The organism is Streptomyces sp. NBC_00223 (assembly GCF_036199905.1).
Taxonomy (GTDB): Bacteria; Actinomycetota; Actinomycetes; order Streptomycetales; family Streptomycetaceae; genus Actinacidiphila.
In genome coordinates, this window is sequence record NZ_CP108109.1 from 5,264,446 (window position 1) to 5,282,761 (window position 18,316).

The following is an 18,316-nucleotide window of genomic DNA, read 5'->3' on the forward strand; positions in this document are numbered from 1 at the left end:
CACCACGCCGGCCGGGCGGGCGGTCGGCGGTACGTTCGCCCGCGTGGCCGGGCCGGCCGCCGGGGCCGCCGGGGTCGCCGGGCGGCCGGTTGCCTCCGTTGGGCGGAGGCGATGGTCGTGACCGAGCAGACCGCGACCCTGACGGAACGGGCCGCCCCGGAATCGGGGGCCACCCCGGTCGACCCGCGGTCGCTGCTCGGCGGCCTGCTGCGGACCGCCCGGCCCCGGCAGTGGGTGAAGAACGTCCTGGTGCTCGCCGCGCCCTTCGCCGCCGCCCGGCTGCTGACCGCACCCGAGGCCATACGCCTCGCGGTGGTGCTCGCGCTGTTCACCGCGTGCGCGGCGGCCGTCTATCTGATCAACGACGCCCGCGACGCCGACGCCGACCGCGCCCACCCCGTCAAGTGCCTGCGGCCGGTGGCCAGCGGCCGGGTGCCCGTCCCCGTGGCCTACGCGGTCGGCGGCCTGCTCGCCGTCCTCGCCCCGGCCACCGCCGCCGTGACCTGCAACGCCGACACCGCCGGACTGCTGTGCGGCTATGTCGTCATGCAGCTCGCGTACTGCCTGTGGCTCAAGCACATGCTCGTGGTCGACCTGGTGGTCGTCACCTCCGGATTCCTGATGCGGGCCATGGCGGGCGGGCTCGCGCTCGGCATCGGGCTGTCCCGGTGGTTCCTGATCACCTCGGGCTTCGGCGCGCTGTTCATGGTCGCCGCCAAGCGCTACTCCGAGCTGGTGCTGATGTCCCAGCAGGCCGACGGCGAGGTCGGCGCCACCCGGGCGCTGCTCGGCTCGTACACCATCGGCTATCTGCGGTTCGTGTGGCAGCTCGCGGCGGGCGTCGCGGTCCTCGCGTACTGCCTGTGGGCGCTGGAGACCGGCCGCGCGCCCGGGAGCTGGCTGCCCTGGCGGCAGTTGTCGATGATCCCGTTCATCCTGGCCGTGCTGCGCTACGCCGTCTTCGCCGACGCGGGCTCCGCGGGCGAGCCCGAGGACCTGATGCTCCGTGACCGCGCGCTGCTGGCCATCGCCCTGGCGTGGGGAGCGCTGTACGTGCTCGCCGTGATCAATCGATGAGGCCGGCGCCGGGCGCGCGGCGGGTACGGGCCATGCTGCCGGAACTCCTCGGCTTCGCGCTCGCCGGTGGCGCCGCCTACGTCGCCGATCTGGGCCTGTTCATCTGGCTGCGCGGTCCCGGCGGGCTCGGTCCGCTGACCGCCAAGGCGCTGTCCTTCCTCGCGGGCTGCACGGTCGCCTACGCGGGGAACGCGCTGGGCACCTACCGCCGCCGTACGCCCCCGGCCGGCCGGGCCCGGCAGTACGGCGTCTTCTTCGCCGTCAACACCGCGGGCGCGCTCGTCCAGTTGCTGTGCCTGGCCGTGTCGCACTACGTCCTCGGCTTCACCGATCCGCGCTCGGACATCGTCTCCGGGGCGGGCGTCGGAATGCTGCTGGCCACCGCGCTGCGCTTCTGGGGGATCCGCACGCTGGTCTTCCGGCCGCGGCCCGAGGTACGCTCTGCCGCCCGCTCACCGGGCCGCAGGAGCCGCGGGCGTGCTCGGGCCGGGGGAGGGTAACCGCTTCGCATGGACTGGTTGACCGGACTGCCGTGGATCGGCTCCCGTATCGCGACGGTGATGCGGACCCATGCGTACCGGGCGTTCGCGCACCTGCTGACCGTGCACTGGACCCGGCTGGCCGCCGCGATGACCTTCACCAGCTTTCTGTCGCTCTTCCCGCTGCTCGCGGTCAGCGCCGCGATCGGGGCCGCGACACTGTCGAAGGGCCAGCTGGCCACGCTGGAGCACAAGCTCACCCAGCAGATCCCCGGCATCGCCGACCAGCTCGACATCAGCGGCCTGGTCGCCAACGCCGGGGCCGTGGGCCTGATCAGCGCCGGCGCCCTGCTGCTCACCGGGGTCGGCTGGGTCGGTTCGCTGCGCGACTGCCTGCGGGCGGTCTGGCACAAGGACGACGAGGAACACAACCTGATCGTCAACAAGGTCCAGGACGCGGGCATTCTGCTGGGCCTCGGCGCCGCCGTCCTGATCTCGCTCGCCGCCTCGGGCTTCGCCACCGCCGCCGTCGACTGGACCGCCGCCCGGATCGGGATCGCGCACAACGGCCCCGGGCCCGTGCTGCTGACCCTGGTCGGCTACGTCCTGGCCGGTATCGCCGACTTCCTGATCCTGGTCTATCTGCTGACGCTGCTGCCCGGCGTGGAGCCGCCGCGCCGGGCGGTGGCGGGCGCGGCGCTGATCGGCGCGGTCGGCTTCGAAGTGCTGAAGCTGGCGCTCAGCGGCTATCTGCAACGGGTGGCGGGCAAGAACGTCTACGGCGCCTTCGGCACGCCGATCGCGCTGCTGCTGTGGATCAACTTCATGGCGAAGCTGCTGCTGTACTGCGCCGCGTGGACGGCGACCCCGATCCACGCGGGGGACCTGGACCCGCACGCCCACCGCGGCGGCAAGGGCCAGGAGATCACCGGCGACGCCGACGAGCAGGGCGGGTCGCACCGGTGGGAGCGTCCCCGGTGGGGAGCGGACGGCGGCGGCGTACCACGATGATCACCGCGGCCAGCAGCGCCCCCGTACCCGCCGTCAGGCCCGCCGCCGTCCACAGGCCGCGCGAGGAGGAGGACGAGGTCGCCGCGACCGTCGTCTGCGCGGCCACGTGCGAGCCGGGCCGGGAGGTCGCCTTGGGCGTCGGCGAGGGGTGCGGCACCTGGCTCAGCGGCGGCACCAGCGTGCCGACCGGCTGTACGACGGGCGCCGCCGCGAACCCCCAGTCCAGCAGCGAGGCCGCCTCGCGGTAGACCACGTTGTGCCCGGGCGCCGGGTTCATCACGGTGACCAGCAGCGTACGGCCGCCGCGCTGGGCGACCCCGGTGTAGGTGGCGCCCGCGTTGGTGGTGTTGCCGTTCTTCACGCCGGCTATGCCCGGGTACGGCTTGAGGTCGTAGTCCCCGCTGAGCAGGCGGTCGGTGTTCTGGATCTGGAAGGACTCCCTGACCTTGGCCGGCTTGGTCGCGCTCTTTCCGGCCTTCCCCGCCTTCTTGGACTTCTTGACCTTCTTCCAGTCGCCGGGGAACTGCGCGGTGACCGTCGAGCAGTAGGCGCGGAAGTCGGGGTTCTGCAGCCCGTCGCGCGCGAAGAGCGTGAGGTCGTAGGCGCTGCTGACCTGGCCCGGCATGTCGTAGCCGTCGGGCGAGACCACATGGGTGTCGTTCGCCTGGAGTTCGTGGGCGCGCGCGTTCATCCCGGCGACCGTGGCGGGGACGCCGCCGTTCATCGCGGCGAGGACGTGCACGGCGTCGTTGCCCGAGCGCAGGAAGACGCCCAGCCACAGATCGTGGACGGTGTACGTGAGGTTCTCGCGTATGCCGACCAGGCTGCTGCCCTCGCCCACGCCCTTGAGGTCGCTCAGCAGCACCTTGTGCACGGTCGACTTGGGGAACTTCGGCAGCACCGTGTCGGCGAAGAGCATCTTCAGGGTGCTGGCCGGGGCCAGCCGCCAGTGCGCGTTGTGCTCCGCCAGGATCGCCCCGGTCTCGGCGTCGGCCACGATCCAGGAGCGGGCGGTCAGCTTCTTCGGCAGCGCGGGCACGCCCGGCGCCTGGTTGAGCTGGGTGCCCGGCACCCCGAGCCGGTCGCCGCCCACCGTCGACATCCTCGCGGGCGGTTTGGGTGTCTTCCCGGCCGCCGGGGCCGCGTCCGCCGTTCCGGCGAGCACGGTGCCGCCGAACAGCGCGGCGATCAGGGACACGGCCAGGGCGGTGCGGCCGGGGACGGCCGCGGTCACGGTCTTGGGCACTCGGAGAACGTACAGGGCCCGGCGCCCGGCCGGGCCCCCGGGTCCACGCCCGCCCCATATACCCCGCCCACACCGGCCTGTGCGCACCCGCGGCTCCCGTCTTCCCGTCAAGGCCCCCGCTGCCGTCTCCCGTCCGGTTCCACTCATACTGGTACGTATGAAGCTCAGCCGCCGGGTCTCCTGGTTCCTTGTCGCGTTCGGCGTCTGGTCCTGGATCGTCTGGACCACCTTCGTGAAGAATCTCTGGAAGGACGCCAGCGGCCTCGCGTTCCGGCACGGCGACCACTCAGCGCCGACCACGTACTTCTGGGTCCACCTCACCCTGGCCATCACGTCCTTCCTGCTCGGGACGGGCATCGGCTGGCTGGGTGTGCGCGGTCTGCGGGCCCTGCGCGGCGCCGACGGGACCGCGGGCGGGCCGGCCCGGGAGCCCGCCGGGGAGCAGGCCGACAGCACCGTTGAAGAGTCCGAGCGCGCCACCGTACGCTGAACGGCCGGTGGCGGCCCCCTCGTGCCCGGGGCCGCCACCGTCGTACGTCCTTCGGACTACTTGATCGCCTCCGCGACCTCGTGGACCCCCGGGGCCTGGAGGAACGAGTAGTGGTCCCCGGGCACGGTCACCGTCCGCGCCCCGGCGCCGAGCAGCGCCGTCCACCGGTCGGTCATGTCGAACGACCCGTCGGCGGTGACCACCACGGTCGGCGCCTTCACCGGCGCCGGGCGGTGGCCGCCGATCAGCCGCAGATGCGCCTTGAACACCTCGAAGCGGCTCTCGATGTCGGCCCGCACCTCGGCCAGGTCGCCCGAGCCCGCGGTCAGCCTCTCGCCCAGCCACTCCAGTTGCTCGGTCACGGTCGCGGTCTCCGGGTTCGGCGGGTCGCCCGCGTCCGGCCCGAGCGCCCGGGCGGCGTCGAGGACGAACTGCGCCGCGAAGTCGTTCTCCGAGGCGCCCGTGACGTCCGGCGGCTCGATCGGCGTGTCGAGCAGACCCACCAGCGACACCTCGGCGCCCGCCGCCTCGAACCTGCGGGCCGCCTCCAGCGCCACCAGACCGCCCATCGACCAGCCGGCCAGCCGGTAGGGGCCGGCGGGCTGCGCGGCGCGGATCGCCTCGACGTAACGGGTCACCATCGCGTCCAGGTTCGCGGCCGGGGAGGTGCCCGGCCGGACCCCGGCGGCCTCGACGCCGTACACCTTGTAGCGGCTGCCCAGGTCCTTGGCCAGGTTCACGAAGGCGTAGACCGTGCCGCCGACCGCGTGGACCAGGTACAGCGGGTCCTCGCCCGGGCCGTCGGTCAGCGCTACCAGCGGTCCGGAGGCCGGGACGGAAGGAGCGGCGGCGGTGCCGCCGCCCTCCACCGAGGCCAGCAGCGCCGCCGCCTCGTCCTCGGACAGCTGCCCGAGCTCGTCCAGGTCGATCTCGTCGAGGCTGGTGTCCTCAAGACCGTGCTTCTTGGTCAGCGCCGAGGTCAGCTGCGCGGGCGTCGGCGCCAGGAAGATCGCGGTCACATCGGTGTCGACGGCCAGGTCCTTGCGCAGCCGGGTGATCAGCTGCATGGCCTGGAGCGAGTTGCCGCCGAGGTCGAAGAAGTTGTTCTCGATGCCGACCCGGTCCAGATTGAGCACGCTGGCGTACATGTCGACCAGGACGGTCTCCACCAGCGTGCGCGGCGCCACGTAGTCGGCCCCGGTGTCCGCGCTGTCGGGCGACGGCAGCGCCGAGCGGTCGACCTTGCCGTTCGCGTTGAGCGGGAACTTGTCCAGGATCACCAGGTGGGTGGGGACCATGTACGCGGGCAGGTGCTCGGCCAGGTGCACCCGCAGCTCGGCCTGCGAGACCGCCGGGAGGTCCGGCGCGGACCGGGCGTACCCGACGAGGTTCTTCTGCCCCGCCTGGTCCTCCACGACCAGGATCGCGGCCTGCGCGACGGACGGGTGGGAGGCCAGTACGGCTTCGATCTCGCCCAGCTCCACCCGCAGTCCGCGGATCTTGACCTGGTCGTCGAACCGGCCGAGGAACTGCAGATTGCCGTCGGGCAGCCGGCGGGCCAGGTCACCGGTCTTGTACATCCGCGCGTCCGGCGCCTTGCCGAACGGGTCGTGGACGAACCGCTCGGCGGTCAGCTCCGGCCGGTTGAGGTAGCCGCGGGTCACGCTCGCCCCGCCGATGTGCAGCTCGCCCGCGACCCCGACCGGCACCGGGTTGAGGTGCTTGTCGAGCACGTACGCGGTGTAGTTGGTCAGCGGCAGGCCGATCGGCGGCGGGTCGATGCCGTTGTCGTGGCACTCGGCCATGGTGGAGCCGACGGTCGTCTCGGTCGGGCCGTAGCCGTTGATGAACTTCATCCCGGGCCGGGCCCAGCTGCGCACCAGCTCGGAGGAGAACGCCTCCCCGCCCGCGATGACCACCCGCAGGCTGGGGAACTGCTCGTCGGCGAGCAGGTTGAGCACCGCGGGCGGCAGGCACATGAAGGTGATGCCCTCGCCGCGGATCAGCTCGGCCAGCCGGGGCGGCGAGAGCAGCGTCTCGGTGGTGCCCAGCACCAGAGTCGCGCCCGAGAGCAGCGCGCCGAACATGTCGAGCACCGACACGTCGAAGTTGAGCGAGGCGAACTGGAGAATCCGGTCGCCCGGTCCCAGCGGCCAGTGCTCGATCTCCGCGGTCGCGAAGTTGACCGCCTGGCGGTGCTCGACCACCACTCCTTTGGGCCGGCCGGTCGAGCCGGAGGTGTAGATGACATAGGCGACGTTGGCGGGGTCGGCGGCCACCTCGACATTGGAGCCGTCGAGCGCGGACAGCCCGTCCCACTCCCGGTCCAGGTTCACCACGGTCACCGAACCGGTGGGCACCGCGGCCTGGCTGGCCTCGTCGGTGAGCACCACGGACATCGCGGCGTCCTCGACCATGAAGGACAGCCGGTCGGCCGGGTACTCCGGGTCCAGCGGCACATAGCCGCCGCCCGCCTTGAGGATGCCCAGCAGGCCCGCCATCCGCCGCGCGGAGCGCTGCATGCTGACGCCGACCAGCACCTCGGGGCCGACACCCAGGTCACGCAGCCGCCGGGCGATCCGGTTGGCCTGCGCGTTCAGTTCGGCGTACGTCACGCCGGCGCCGGCCAGCTCCACCGCGACCGCGTCGGGGTGGGCGTCGACCTGCGACTCGAACTTCTGGTGCAGATTCCAGTCGGGGAACTCCACCGCGGTGTCGTTCCACTCGACGATCTCCTGCCGCAGCTCGGCCTCGGTCATGATCGGCAGCCGGGACAGCGGCGTCGTCGGATCGGCGACGATGCCGTCGAGCAGCACCCGGAAGTGACCGAGCAGCCGCCGTACGGTCGCGGCCTCGTACAGCGCGGTCGCGTACGACACACCGACCGACAACTGCCCGTCGGTCTCCACGGCCGACACCAGCAGGTCGAACTTGGCCGCCTCGGTCTGCAACTCCTCCGAGGTCCAGGTCAGTTCACCGGCCCGCAGATCGCGCTGCTGGTTGTCGGCGAGCATGAAGCCGACCTGGAACAGCGGGTGGCGGCTCGGGTCGCGGGGCGCCCGCAGCGCGTCCACGATCTTGGCGAACGGCAGGTCCTGGTGGGCGTACGCCCCGACGGTCGCCGCGCGCACCCGCTCCAGCACCTCGGGGAAGGTGGGGTCGCCGGACAGATCCACCCGCACCGGCAGGGTGTTGATCAGATAGCCGATCAGCGGCTCCAGCTCGGGCCGCCCCCGGTTGGCGCTGACCGTGCCGACGACGATGTCGTCCTGGCCGCTGTAGCGGTGGAGCAGCACATGGAAGGCCGCCATCAGCGTCATGAAGAGCGTGGCGCCGTCGCCGCGGCCCAGCTCCTTGAGACCGTCGAGCAGGGTGTCGCCGAAGTCCGCGGTCTCGGTGGCGCCGTCGTACGTCTGCACCAGCGGGCGCGGCTTGTCGATGGGCAGTTGGAGCACCGGGGCGCCCTTGAGCGTCTCCCGCCAGTACGTCACCAGCTCGTCCAGCGTCTCGCCCTGGAGCCGCTCCCGCTCCCACAGCGCGAAGTCGGCGAACTGCACGGGCAGTTCGGGCAGCTCGGGGGCCCGACCGGCGGTCCCGGCCTCGTACAGCTCGGCCAGCTCCTGCAACAGCACCGGGAACGACCAGCCGTCGAAGACCGTGTGGTGCACGGTGATCACCAGCACATGGGATTCCTCGGCCAGCCGCAGCAGCAGCACCCGCAGCAGCGGCCCGCGGTCGAGCACGAACGGCCGCTGGGCCTCCTCGGTCGCCGCGGCGCGCCAGGCGTCCTCACGCTCCTCGTCGGAGACCTCGCGCAGATCCGTCACCGACACCAGGACCGGGCCCGCCGGGTCGACGACCTGGCCGGGCCGGCTGTCTATGGTCACCAGCCGGGTGCGCAGGGCCTCGTGCCGGAGCACGAGCGCGTCTAACGCGGAGGACAGCGCGTCGCGGTCGAGCGGCCCGGCCATCCGTACGGCGCCGGCGATGTTGTACGTGGACAGGCCGGGGGCCAACTGGTCGATGAACCACAGCTGCTCCTGGCCGAAGGAGAGCGGCAGCTCCTCAAGTCCGGCGCGGCGGCGGGGAATCCCCGTGCTCTGGGCGTTCGCGGTACGCCGGCGGAGCTGGGCGGCCAGCAGCGCCCGTTGGGAGTTGGTCAACATCATGCGTTCCTATCGTTCGCGGACACATTCGTCTTGGTGTCGAGGTCGATCGGGCCCTCGGGCATCTCCCGCAGCCGGAAGACCGGCGAGAAGGTCAGCCACGCGACCGGGGACGCGACCCCGATGACGCCGACCACCAGGGCCGCCCGCAGTCCGAACAGCGAGGCCAGCGAGCCGCCGAGCAGGGCGCCGATCGGCACGGTACCGAACAGCACGAGCCGGTAACTGGCGTTCATCCGACCGAGCAGCCGGTTCGGTGTCACGGTCTGGCGCAGTGTCAGCGCGTTGATGTTGAAGATCGCCAGGTGGAAGCCGTGCACGGCCAGCGCGGCGCTGATCAGCACCATGGACACCGGCCCCGAGCCCTGCGGCGCCAGCAGCAGCAGCGGCGACACGCACGCCACGAGCGTGGACAGCCACAGGGTGCGGCCGAAGCCGAGCCGGTTGCCGATCCGGCTCGCCAGCACCGCGCCCAGCAGCGCGCCCACGGAGCCCGCGCCGACCACGAAGCCCAGCGGGGTCGGCCCGAAGCCGAGGATCCGCACCGCGTACACCAGGAAGATGGTGGTCAGCACGTTCTCGAACAGGTTGAAGGTGGCCGACTGCGTCGCCAGATGGCGCAGGATGCGGCTGCCCACCACCGTGCGCAGCCCCTCGGCGATCGAGCTGAACACCGACGGCCGCACCTCGGGCTGCTCCGGCGCCTGTTCGACCTTGCGTATGCGCGACAGCGCGGTCGCCGACACCAGGTACGACACCGCGTCCACGGTCAGCGCGACCGGCGCGGACAGCGCCCCCACCAGGAATCCGGCGAGCCCGGGACCGCAGATGCCGGCCACCGAATAGCTCACCGTGATCTTGCTGTTGGCCTCGGCGAGATGGCGCTGCTCCACCAGCCCCGGCACGTAGGACAGAATCCCCACGTCGAACAGGACCGTCAGCAGTCCGGCGCAGAAGGCGACCACGTACAGCAGGCCCATCGACAGGACATGCAGCGCGCTCGCCAGCGGTATCAGCCCGATCAGGATCGCCCGGCCGAAGTTGCTGACGATGAGGGTGGGCCGCCGGCGCCGCCGGTCGAACCACACCCCGGCGAAGAGCGAGACGAGGACGAACGGCGCGTAGCGCGCGACGTTCAGCAGCCCGATCCCGAACGCGGTCGCGTGCAGGGTCAGGATCGCCGTGAGCGGCAGGGCCATGTCGGTCACCTGCGAACCCACGAGCGAGATCGTCTCCCCGCCCCACAGCCTGGTGAAATCCCGGTTGGCCAGGACGCCGTCACGCTTGGCGTCCTGGCTCGTCGACAAGGTCGTCACTCTCTGTCGGCCCTCGACTCGCGGTGCCGGGAGCCGCCGTCCGCGGCGGCTCGGGTGTGGTCGAACACCGGACTCTCCCTCCAGGTCACATGCCCCACGCCGGTCACCGGGAGGGCACGCGTTCGTGGACCAGCCTGATCCAGCCGGCGAAGAAGGCCAGGCTGTGGCTGCGCCACAGATTGACCGGGCGGGCGAGATCCACGTTGGCCGGTGCCCGTACGCCGTCGACGCCCTGGGTGCTGTCCCGCCGGTACTCGTCCACCAGCCGGTGCGCGGTGTACTCGGGGTGGCCGACGTGCATGACGACCCCGTGGTCGCGCGACTCCGCGATCACCGTGCCCGCGCCCTCGGCGCGGGCCACCGCGCGGACCGACGGCGAGGCGTCGAGCGCCTCGTCGTCGAAGCCCGCGAACCGGCTGTGCGTCGACCAGAAGCGGTCGTCGAGCGCGCCCGCGATCGGGCCGTCGTCCACCAGCCGCTCGGTCTCGTACATCCCGGAGATCTTCGTGGGATACACCTGCTTCGGCAGGTCGTACAGCAGATGGGCCACCCCGAGCGCGCCCCAGCACAGCCCGAGGATGGGTACGCCCTGCGCCGCGGTCGGCTGGACCATCTCGTCCAGCTCGGCCATGAACCTGACCTCTTCGTAGGGCAGGTGCTCGACGGCCGCGCCGCTCACGATCAGTCCGTCCAGCGGCGCCTGCGCGACCGCCTCCTGGTACGTGACATACGTCCGGGCGATCCGGTCCGGGTCGTCCAGGTGGTAGCGGCGCGAGGCGATCCTGATCCACTGCAGGTCGAACGGCCACGCCCCGGCCAGCTGCGGTGTCAGCCACTGCTCGTACTGCTCGGCGTACGGCATCAGATTGACGATGCCGATCCGCGGCAGCCGGCCGGACGAGGGCCCGACGCGTTCCAGTGTCGTGGTCACAGCGTCACCTCCGCGGCCAGCTCGGCCTCCACCGCGGCGATCGCGTCGCGGATGACGACCAGCGCGTCGTCCACGGTCGCCCGTGACACGTTCAGCGGCGGCAGCAGCCGTACGACACAGTCCTCGCGGCCGCCCAGCTCCAGGATCAGACCGGCCCGCAGGGCGGCCCGCTGCACCCGGGCGGCGACCTCGGCGGCGCCGACTGACCCGTGGGCGGCCATCTCCATGCCGATGATCAGCCCGAGGCCGCGTACGTCGTCGACCAGGACGCTCTTCTGCTGGATCGCGGTCAGTTCACCGAGCAGGTACTCGCCCTCGGTCCTGACATGCGCCAGCAGGTCGTCCCGCTCGACCACGTCCAGATACGCGTTGGCACTGGCGAAGGCGAGGTTGTTGCCACGGAAGGTGCCAATGTGACTGCCGGGGCCCCAGGTGTCCAGATGTTTGCGGTACATAATCACCGACACCGGAAGTCCCATGCCGGACAGGCCCTTGGACGCGACGATCACATCGGGCGTGATCCCGTACTGCTCGAATGCGAACCAGGTGCCGGTACGGCCGCACCCGGTCTGCACCTCGTCCACGATCAGCGGAATTTCCAGCCGGTGCGCCAGCTCGGCCACCCGCTGGACGAAATCCGCCCGGGCCGGAATGGCACCGCCCTCGCCCTGGACCAGTTCCAGGATGATGGCGGCGGGCAGCGGGACCCCGCCGTGCGTGTCGGTGAGCGTATTGACCAGCATTTCCGCGCAGTTGGTCGCGCAACTGGCCGGGGAGAGGCTGAGCGGGCAGCGGTGGCAGTAGGAGTAGGGCGCGAAATGGATACCGGGCAGCAGATTGTTCAGCCCGGTTTTCGGGTGGTGTTCCGAGGTCAGGGACATCGTCCCTTGTGTCGACCCGTGGTAGGAGCCCTGGAAGGCCACCACTCCGCCGCGCCCGGTCGCCTTCTTGCAGAGTTTGATTGCCGCCTCCACTCCGTCGGCGCCCGTGGGCCCGCAGAAGTGGATTTTGATGTCGTCGCGCAGATGCTCGGGCAGCATGCCGATCTGGCGGCGCTTGAACTCCTCGCGGACCGGGGTCGGGAAGTCCAGCCCATGGGTGAGCCTGGGCAGTTGCTCGGTGACGGCCGCGATCAGCTCGGGGTGGTTGTGGCCCAGGGCCAGCACCCCCGCGCCGGTCAGGAAGTCGATGTACCGCCGGCCGTCGACATCCGTGATGTACGAGCCGGACGCCTCCGCGATGGCCACCGGCAGCCGGCGCGGGTAGGTACGGGCGTTGGACTCCGTGTCGGCCTGACTGGCCAGCAGCGCACGGCCGTTGGGACCCGGCTCGGACAGGTCTGCGCCGGGATCGGCGGTGTCAAGGGTCTGCATACCGGCGCCCCCTCAGATTCCCGTGCCGGGGAGCTGCGCCGCGCCGACCAGGTCGGCGGTGGGCGCGGCCTGCGCGAGGCGCTCGTGCAGACTCTGCACGATGGCCTGCGAACGCAGTGCGAGCAGGCTGAACGAGCCCGCGTCGCCGAGACCGTGCGTCGACTCGCACAGGCCGTTCACATAGATCGGGGGTATGCCCTTGACGGCCGCGTCGGGCACCACGCCGTAGTCGTAACCGACCGTCAGCGGGCGGTCGTCGGAGACGCCCAGCACTTCGGCGAGGTCCGACAGCAGCGGCGGCAGCTGCTCGGTGCGCCCGCTGATCCCGATGTCCAGATAGCCGGTCGCCAGGATGGCCCGGTCGACGGTCAGGCGCTCCTCGGCGCCGGTGATGTGCTCGGTCAGATCGAGCGTGACGCTCTCGCCGCTGACCTCGGCGGCGGTGATCAGCCGGTTGGTGCGCAGCGAGACACGCGGGCGCTCGTCCAACTCGTCCTCGTACATGCGCAGATAGAGCGCGTCGACCACATCGGCGTCCGCCGCCGAGTAGTTGGTGGGGCGCAGCTGCGTACGGAGCCGCTGCTTGCCCTCTTCCGAGGCGTGGAAGTAGTAGTCCACGAACTCCGGGAAGTAGACCTCCTCGGAGAACGGACTGGTGTCCTTGAGCCGGTAGCCGAAGCCCGACATCACGTTCACCACGCGGGCCGCGGGGAAGCGGCCGACCAGGTCGAGCACCACTTCGACGGCGCTCTGACTGGCGCCCACGACGGCCAGGGTGCCGGTGTAGTCGGCGCTCAGGTCGGCGATGCCGGGAAGGTACTGCGAGGTGTGGAAGACCTGCGGGGACTCGGTGCCCGCGAAGACCGGGGGGATGTGCGGGGAGCGGCCCGGGGCCACGACGACCGACCGGCCGCGGTAGACGGTGCCGTCGGCGGTGGTGACCTCGACCGGACGCCTGCCCTCGCCGTGCCCGTCGCCGGCCAGCCCGATACGGGTGACCTCCTGGTCGTAGTCGACGTCCGCCGACACGTTCTCGGCGACCCACTTGACGTAGCGGGCGTACTCCTTGCGCAGCGGGAAGTGGCTGGGCAGGTTGAGGTGCTTGAAGAGCCGGCCGTGCTCGTGCAGATAATTAATGAACGTGTAACGACTTCTCGGGTTCCGTGGCGTCACCAGGTCGCGTACCGGATTGTTCTGGACGTCGGAACCGTCGAGCAGCATCGCCGGTTGCCAGAGCGGCCCGGAAGCCTTCTCTAAGAACTTGACACGGGCGGTCGGCCATAACTCTTCGAATGCCACGGCCACGGCTATGTTGGCCGGCCCGAAACCCACGCATATGACATCGTACACGTGATAACCCCCACTATCGCTGGCAGTGTGGAGCGCGGACTGCGCCCCCTACCCGCAAAAGCGGTTCCGTCGCACCCACAAGGGCTTTGACGGAACACGCTTTGCGCGTCTTACGGCAGTGTTGCGAATGGTGCCTGCAAAGACGAAGTACAAGTCCCGTCGGGTGTTTTCGACAGTTAGATTCTGTCGGTATGTCAGCGGGCTGTCAACGTCTTCCTCGTCGCACTGACGGCTTTGCGGGCTTTCGGGCGACCGCGCCGGTTTCAGCCACGCCGACCGCGTTTGCCGACCGGAACCGTTGCTTCCGTGGGCTTCGCGGCGGGGAGCGGGCTCTTGCCTATGGTGGGGAGGATGAAGTCCTGGATGAGCGCCTTGGCGTCACGGACCAGGGGCCGGAAGGCGCGGTAGCGGGACAGCGCGATGATCCGGGCCACGAAGGGCGTGGAGCGGCGGACGAACTCGCGGGTGCGCGCGGTGTCCGGGGTGCGGTCGAAGACCCAGTACAGGACGACGACCATCAAGTGCAGCCACAGCAGGTCGGGCAGCAGCTCGGCCAGCTCCGTGTCGAGCTTGGGCGCGAGGTCCGAGCCGGTGAGCACGTCCCGGAACAGGCTCACGGCGGTGGCCCGCGCCGGGTGCGACTCGTTGGAGAACGGGCTGAGCGAACTGTCCGGGTCGGCCGCGGTACGGAAGAACTGCGCGGCGAACTCATGGTAGTCCGCCGCGCAGTCGAGCCACGACTCCAGCGCGATCTCCAGCCGCTGCGCGAAATCCCGTGCCCCCTCCATACGGGATGCCGCGTCACGCGCGTGGTCGTGGGTCATCAGGTCGTAGAACCCCTGGATCAGGAATTCCTTCGACTCGAAGTAGTAGTAGGCGTTGCCGACGGAGACCCCGGCCTCCTGGGCGATCGCGCGCATCGTGGTCTTGTCGTAGCCGCGCTCCTGGAACAGGCGCATGGCGGTGGCGAGGATGAGGGCGCGGGTCTGCTCGCTCTTGCCGGTCTTCGGCCGGGCGCGGCCGCCGGGGAGTTCTTCGGCGGGGGCGTCGGGCTCGGGCTTCGCGGCCGGGGCCGGGGGCTTCGCCGGGCCGGGGCCGTCCGTTCGCGCGGCGGGGTCGGGCTGCGCGTCGGGGTCGGGCTTCGCGGCCGGGGTGGCTCCGGGTTTCGCCGGGCCGGGCTCGGGCTCGGGCTCGGGCTGTGCGGCGGGGGCCGGTGCGTCGGCCGGTCGGTCCGGGCCCGGCCGCGCCTCCGTGACCTTGTCGGCCTTGTCCTTGTGCTCCACGCCGGTGAGCCTAGCCGGGGCGCGGCGCGCAGCCGTCCGTGCAGTCGGCGTCGGGCCCCTGGGTCCAGCCGGTGGCCTTGTCGTACGTCCAGCCGGGCGCCACCTGGGGGTACGCCCCCGTGCCGGCCCGCGGGGCGCCGCGCCCGGGCGTCTCGACGGGGCGGCCGGCGGCGGGCGCGGGTACGGTGTGCCGCCCGGAGCCGCGGTACTTGGCGGCGCTGAGGACGGCGGCCCGGGCCAGCCGGCGCCCGGCCGGCCCGGACAGGGTGTGCGAGAAGGCGCGGTGGTCGGCGAGCGCCCACAGGCACACGATCCACGCGGAGTCGCCGCGGAAGATCTGCCCCGCGTCCCCGATCACCGTGACGTCCCGCAGGGTGGCCGGGTGGTCGAGCGCGGGGAAGCGGCGGTGGGCCTCGGGCGAGTCGACCGGTACGAGGTCGAGCGGGACCAACTGCCGTTGCCGGGGGAGCCAGTTGCTCACGAAGGTGCAGAGCCTGCACTGGGGGTCGTAGAGCACGGTGAGCCGGTGCGGCGGCGGATACGCACGGGACGCTGTGGCGGTGGCGCGGGCCGTAGCGGTCGCGCCGGTGGTGGTCGAGCCGGTGGTGGTCGCGGCGGTCATCTCAGGCGCCCGAGGGCTTGGGCGCGGTCCACGCGGTGGGGGTGTGCCCGTCGGGGACGACCGGCGGAAACTGCTCGCGCTCCAGGACACCGCGGCGGCGGATCTTGTTGAGGACGTAGACGTTGCCGAGGTGCATCACGCCGAGGACGAGCAGGACGACGCCGAGCTTGACCGACAGGGCCTCGAAGACCTGGCGGGCGTCGTCGATCGTGTCGGTCGACTTGAGGTAGAGGGCGACGAAGCCGAAGTTGACCAGGTAGAAGCCGACCACCAGGAGGTGGTTGACGGCGTCGGCGAGCTTTTCGTTGCCGTGCAGGACGTCGGACAGGAAGATCCGGCCGTTGCTGCTGAGGGTGCGGGCGACCCAGACGGTCAGCGCGATGCTGATCGTCAGGTAGACGACGTAGGCGAGGACGGTCAGGTTCATGGCAAGCGCCACCCCTTGTTGAACGTGTTCAAAACCCGTTGTCGTTGACAGTAGCCCTCTTTTTGAACACGTTCAACCTCCCCTGGGACATGCGAAATCCGCCCGCCGGGACCCGGCGGGCGAGGACCTGTCGGGCTCGGCTTTGTCACCGGTTGTGCCGCCCGGGGGCGTCACTGGCCCGGCGCGCTCGGATGTTGCCGCCGCCCGGCTGGAGCCGGGCACACCGGGAGCAGGTCAGGCGCGAACCAGTACGGGCGCCGGGGCCGGGGCCGCCGGCAGGGTGACGTGGACGGTCAGGCCCTTGCCGGGCGCGGTGTCCAGGGTGACCGTGCCGTGGTGGGCGTGCACGACCGCCTGCACGATGGACATGCCCAGGCCCGAACCCCCGGTGTCACGAGCCCGGTCGGGAGCCGCGCGGAAGAAGCGGTCGAAGACCCGGTCGGCGTCCTGGGCGCTCAGCCCGGGACCCGAGTCGCTGATCCGCAGCCGGAGTTCACCGTCCCCGTACGGCTCCACGGCGATGGTCAGCGGCGAGTCCGCGGGGGTGTGGACACGGACGTTGCTCAGCAGATTGCCGACGACCTGCCGCAGCCCGGCCTCGTCGCCGAGCGCGTCCGGCAGCTCCCGGCCGCCCTCCGGCAGGTCCCGGCCGCCCTGCGGCAGCAGCAGCGTGAGCGGGCGGCCCGGCTGCTGCGCGGCGAGATCCGCGGCGGCGTCCCGTACCAGGCAGCACAGGTCGACCGGCCGGAAGGTGAGCGTCGGGCGGTCCTCCAGCCGGGCCAGGGCGAGGAGTTCGTCGACCAGGCGGCTCATCCGCAGCGCCTCCGCGGAGACCCGGCCGAGCGCCCGGTCCTGCTCGTCGGCGTCGAGCATGCCCTTCTCGTACAGCTGGAGATAGCCGCGTACGGACGCCAGCGGGGTGCGCAGTTCATGGGAGGCGTCGGCGAGGAAGCGGCGCAGTTGGTCGGTGGCGCGTTCGCTGTCGGTCAGCGCGGTCTCGATCTGCTGGAGCATCGCGTTGAGGGCGGTACTGAGCTGTTCGACCTCCAGCGAGCCGTGGCGGGCGGTGCCGATCCGCCGGGACAGGTCGCCCTCGGCGATCGCCGACGCGGTCTCCACCATGTCCTCCAACGGGCTGAGCCGCCGCCGGGCGGCGGTCAGCGAACCGGTCGCGAGCAGCGCGAGCAGCACCACCCCGACGCCCGACTCCACGATCAGCAGCTTCCCGATGGCGTGCCGCACCCCGTTCAGCCGGGTGCCCTTGACCACGATCGTGCCGTCGCTCAGCCGCAGCGCCACGACCCGGTACTCGGTGTTCCCCGAGGTCACGGTCGCGGCCTGGCCGCCGCGGGCCAGCCGGGCGGCGTCGGGCAGCGCGTCCGCCAGCCGCCGCTGCTCGGCGCTGAACGGCACGTCGCCGTCCCGGCACATGGTCGCCGGCCGGCCCTTCGGGTCGAGCACGATGAGCAGGTCCTGCTGGAACGCCTGGGCGATGGAGGAGTCACTCTTGCCGCTGCTCAACAGGTCGGCCAGCGTGCACAGTTGGCGCAGGCCGTTTGCGTCGAGCGCGGTCTGTGAGAGGGCGGACTGCGAGCTGCGCAGCGAGTCGTCTATCTCGCTGATCAGCACCATGTAGGTGGCCGCGATGCTGGCCGCCGCGGCGAGCACCAGGCCCACGGCGAGGAAGATCACATTGGCGATGGTGAAGCGGCCGCGCAGCGAGTGGGGCCGGGGCCAGAAGCAGCGCCTCACCGTACGCCCCCACCGGGCATGGCCGGGCCGGCCGCGTCCTCACCGGCGTCGGCCGAGTCCTCACCGGCGTCCGGGCGCGGTGCGCACAGCCCGTAGCCGATGCCGCGCCGGGTCTCGATGAGCGGCGGGCCCAGCCGGTCGAGCTTGCGCCGCAAATAGGAGATGTACGTCTCCACGACCGTGGAGGACACGGCGGTGTCGTACTGCCATACGTGCTGGAGCAGTTGCTCCTTGGTGAGGATGCGCCCGGCGTTGCGCATCAGGTGCCGCAGCAGGTTGTACTCGGTGGGCGTCAGCTCGACCGGCCGGTCCGCGCGGCTGACGGTGTACGTGGACTCGTCCATCTCCAGGTCGCCGTGGCGCAGCACCCGGTCGGCGGGGCGGCCGTCACCGCGCCGGGTACGGCGCAGCACCGCGTGCACCCGGGCCACCACCTCGTCCACGCCGAACGGCTTGGTGATGTAGTCGTCGCCGCCGAGCGCGAGGCCGGCCACGACGTCGCGCGGCGCGTCCCGCGCGGTGACGAAGATGATCGCGAGGTCGTCGCCGTCCGGGCCGTCGGCGGCGCGCTGCTCGCGCAGGGTCCGGCAGACCTCCCAGCCGTTGCCGTCGGGCAGCATCACGTCGAGCAGTACGAGGTCGGGCCGGTGCTCGCGCGCGGCGGCGACGGCCTCGCGCCCGGTGGCCGCGCTGTGCACGGTGAAGCCGTTGTACTTGAGGGTGATCCGCAGGATGTCGGCGATGCCGGGCTCGTCCTCGACGATCAGCACGACCCCGCCACCCCCTCCGGGCC

General features: G+C 71.5%; 15 protein-coding genes. 4 read left to right on the forward strand and 11 right to left on the reverse strand.

Translation table 11 applies throughout. The features are described from left to right. Positions 1-111 precede the first annotated feature (111 nt). The 3 genes from OHA30_RS22385 to OHA30_RS22395 are packed head-to-tail and all read left to right on the forward strand — an operon-like array spanning position 112 to position 2,567. A complete protein-coding gene (locus OHA30_RS22385; protein WP_405785423.1) occupies positions 112-1,077 on the forward strand; it encodes a decaprenyl-phosphate phosphoribosyltransferase in 966 nt (321 codons plus the stop codon). Next, a complete protein-coding gene (locus OHA30_RS22390; RefSeq protein WP_328915639.1) occupies positions 1,074-1,577 on the forward strand; it encodes a GtrA family protein in 504 nt (167 codons plus the stop codon). Before OHA30_RS22385 ends, OHA30_RS22390 begins: the two co-directional genes overlap by 4 nt. Before the next feature lie 9 nt (positions 1,578-1,586). Then, positions 1,587-2,567 carry a YihY/virulence factor BrkB family protein gene (locus OHA30_RS22395; RefSeq protein WP_328915640.1) on the forward strand — a complete coding sequence of 327 codons (981 nt, stop codon included), beginning with the start codon at positions 1,587-1,589 and terminating at the stop codon, positions 2,565-2,567. Here the strand turns inward: OHA30_RS22395 and OHA30_RS22400 are convergent. Then, the gene (locus tag OHA30_RS22400) at positions 2,482-3,813 is read right to left on the reverse strand and encodes a D-alanyl-D-alanine carboxypeptidase family protein (protein ID WP_328915641.1); all 1,332 of its coding nucleotides are present in this window, start codon (positions 3,811-3,813) and stop codon (positions 2,482-2,484) included. The two genes, OHA30_RS22395 and OHA30_RS22400, sit on opposite strands and share 86 nt — an antisense overlap. A gap of 157 nt (positions 3,814-3,970) precedes the next feature. On the opposite strand from OHA30_RS22400, the gene OHA30_RS22405 reads away from it, so the two are divergent. Next, positions 3,971-4,303 carry an SCO4848 family membrane protein gene (locus tag OHA30_RS22405; protein ID WP_328915642.1) on the forward strand — a complete coding sequence of 111 codons (333 nt, stop codon included), beginning with the start codon at positions 3,971-3,973 and terminating at the stop codon, positions 4,301-4,303. A gap of 56 nt (positions 4,304-4,359) precedes the next feature. Here OHA30_RS22405 and OHA30_RS22410 read toward each other — a convergent pair whose 3' ends face one another. The 10 genes from OHA30_RS22410 to OHA30_RS22455 all read right to left on the reverse strand — a co-directional run bounded on the left by OHA30_RS22410 (position 4,360) and on the right by OHA30_RS22455 (position 18,287). Further along, complete coding sequence (locus OHA30_RS22410; protein WP_328915643.1) at positions 4,360-8,472, reverse strand: non-ribosomal peptide synthetase; 4,113 nt, start codon at positions 8,470-8,472, stop codon at positions 4,360-4,362. Next, entirely contained in the window at positions 8,469-9,776 is a 1,308-nt protein-coding gene (locus tag OHA30_RS22415; protein WP_328915644.1) for an MFS transporter, read from the reverse strand. The genes OHA30_RS22410 and OHA30_RS22415 overlap by 4 nt, the downstream gene beginning before the upstream one ends. Positions 9,777-9,888: 112 nt before the next feature. Next, a complete protein-coding gene (locus OHA30_RS22420) occupies positions 9,889-10,716 on the reverse strand; it encodes a homoserine O-acetyltransferase/O-succinyltransferase family protein (protein WP_328915645.1) in 828 nt (275 codons plus the stop codon). Further along, positions 10,713-12,089, reverse strand: a complete 1,377-nt coding sequence (locus tag OHA30_RS22425) for an aspartate aminotransferase family protein (RefSeq protein ID WP_328915646.1) — start codon at positions 12,087-12,089, stop codon at positions 10,713-10,715. Before OHA30_RS22425 ends, OHA30_RS22420 begins: the two co-directional genes overlap by 4 nt. Positions 12,090-12,101: 12 nt before the next feature. Continuing rightward, on the reverse strand, positions 12,102-13,439 hold the full coding sequence (locus OHA30_RS22430; RefSeq protein ID WP_328915647.1) for a lysine N(6)-hydroxylase/L-ornithine N(5)-oxygenase family protein: 1,338 nt from the start codon (positions 13,437-13,439) through the stop codon (positions 12,102-12,104). A 263-nt stretch (positions 13,440-13,702) separates the two neighbouring features. After that, a complete protein-coding gene (locus OHA30_RS22435; protein WP_328915648.1) occupies positions 13,703-14,722 on the reverse strand; it encodes a TetR/AcrR family transcriptional regulator in 1,020 nt (339 codons plus the stop codon). Positions 14,723-14,732: 10 nt separating this feature from the next. Further along, entirely contained in the window at positions 14,733-15,344 is a 612-nt protein-coding gene (locus OHA30_RS22440) for a thiol-disulfide oxidoreductase DCC family protein (protein ID WP_328915649.1), read from the reverse strand. A 1-nt stretch (position 15,345) separates the two neighbouring features. Beyond that, positions 15,346-15,771: a hypothetical protein gene (locus OHA30_RS22445; protein ID WP_328915650.1), complete on the reverse strand. Its 426-nt coding sequence runs from the start codon at positions 15,769-15,771 to the stop codon at positions 15,346-15,348. Positions 15,772-16,005: 234 nt separating this feature from the next. Continuing rightward, positions 16,006-17,523: a sensor histidine kinase gene (locus OHA30_RS22450; protein WP_328915651.1), complete on the reverse strand. Its 1,518-nt coding sequence runs from the start codon at positions 17,521-17,523 to the stop codon at positions 16,006-16,008. After that, positions 17,520-18,287 (reverse strand): response regulator transcription factor, encoded by a 768-nt coding sequence (locus OHA30_RS22455; protein ID WP_328917950.1) that lies wholly within the window; start codon positions 18,285-18,287, stop codon positions 17,520-17,522. Before OHA30_RS22455 ends, OHA30_RS22450 begins: the two co-directional genes overlap by 4 nt. Positions 18,288-18,316 lie beyond the last annotated feature (29 nt).

Coding starts and splice junctions, on each gene's coding strand:
- OHA30_RS22385 (WP_405785423.1), top strand. CDS start 112: ATGGTCGTGACCGAGCAGACCGCGACCCTGACGGAACGGGCCGCCCCG.
- OHA30_RS22390 (WP_328915639.1), top strand. CDS start 1,074: ATGAGGCCGGCGCCGGGCGCGCGGCGGGTACGGGCCATGCTGCCGGAA.
- OHA30_RS22395 (WP_328915640.1), top strand. CDS start 1,587: ATGGACTGGTTGACCGGACTGCCGTGGATCGGCTCCCGTATCGCGACG.
- OHA30_RS22405 (WP_328915642.1), top strand. CDS start 3,971: ATGAAGCTCAGCCGCCGGGTCTCCTGGTTCCTTGTCGCGTTCGGCGTC.
- OHA30_RS22410 (WP_328915643.1), bottom strand. CDS start 8,472: ATGATGTTGACCAACTCCCAACGGGCGCTGCTGGCCGCCCAGCTCCGC.
- OHA30_RS22425 (WP_328915646.1), bottom strand. CDS start 12,089: ATGCAGACCCTTGACACCGCCGATCCCGGCGCAGACCTGTCCGAGCCG.
- OHA30_RS22440 (WP_328915649.1), bottom strand. CDS start 15,344: ATGACCGCCGCGACCACCACCGGCTCGACCACCACCGGCGCGACCGCT.
- OHA30_RS22445 (WP_328915650.1), bottom strand. CDS start 15,771: ATGAACCTGACCGTCCTCGCCTACGTCGTCTACCTGACGATCAGCATC.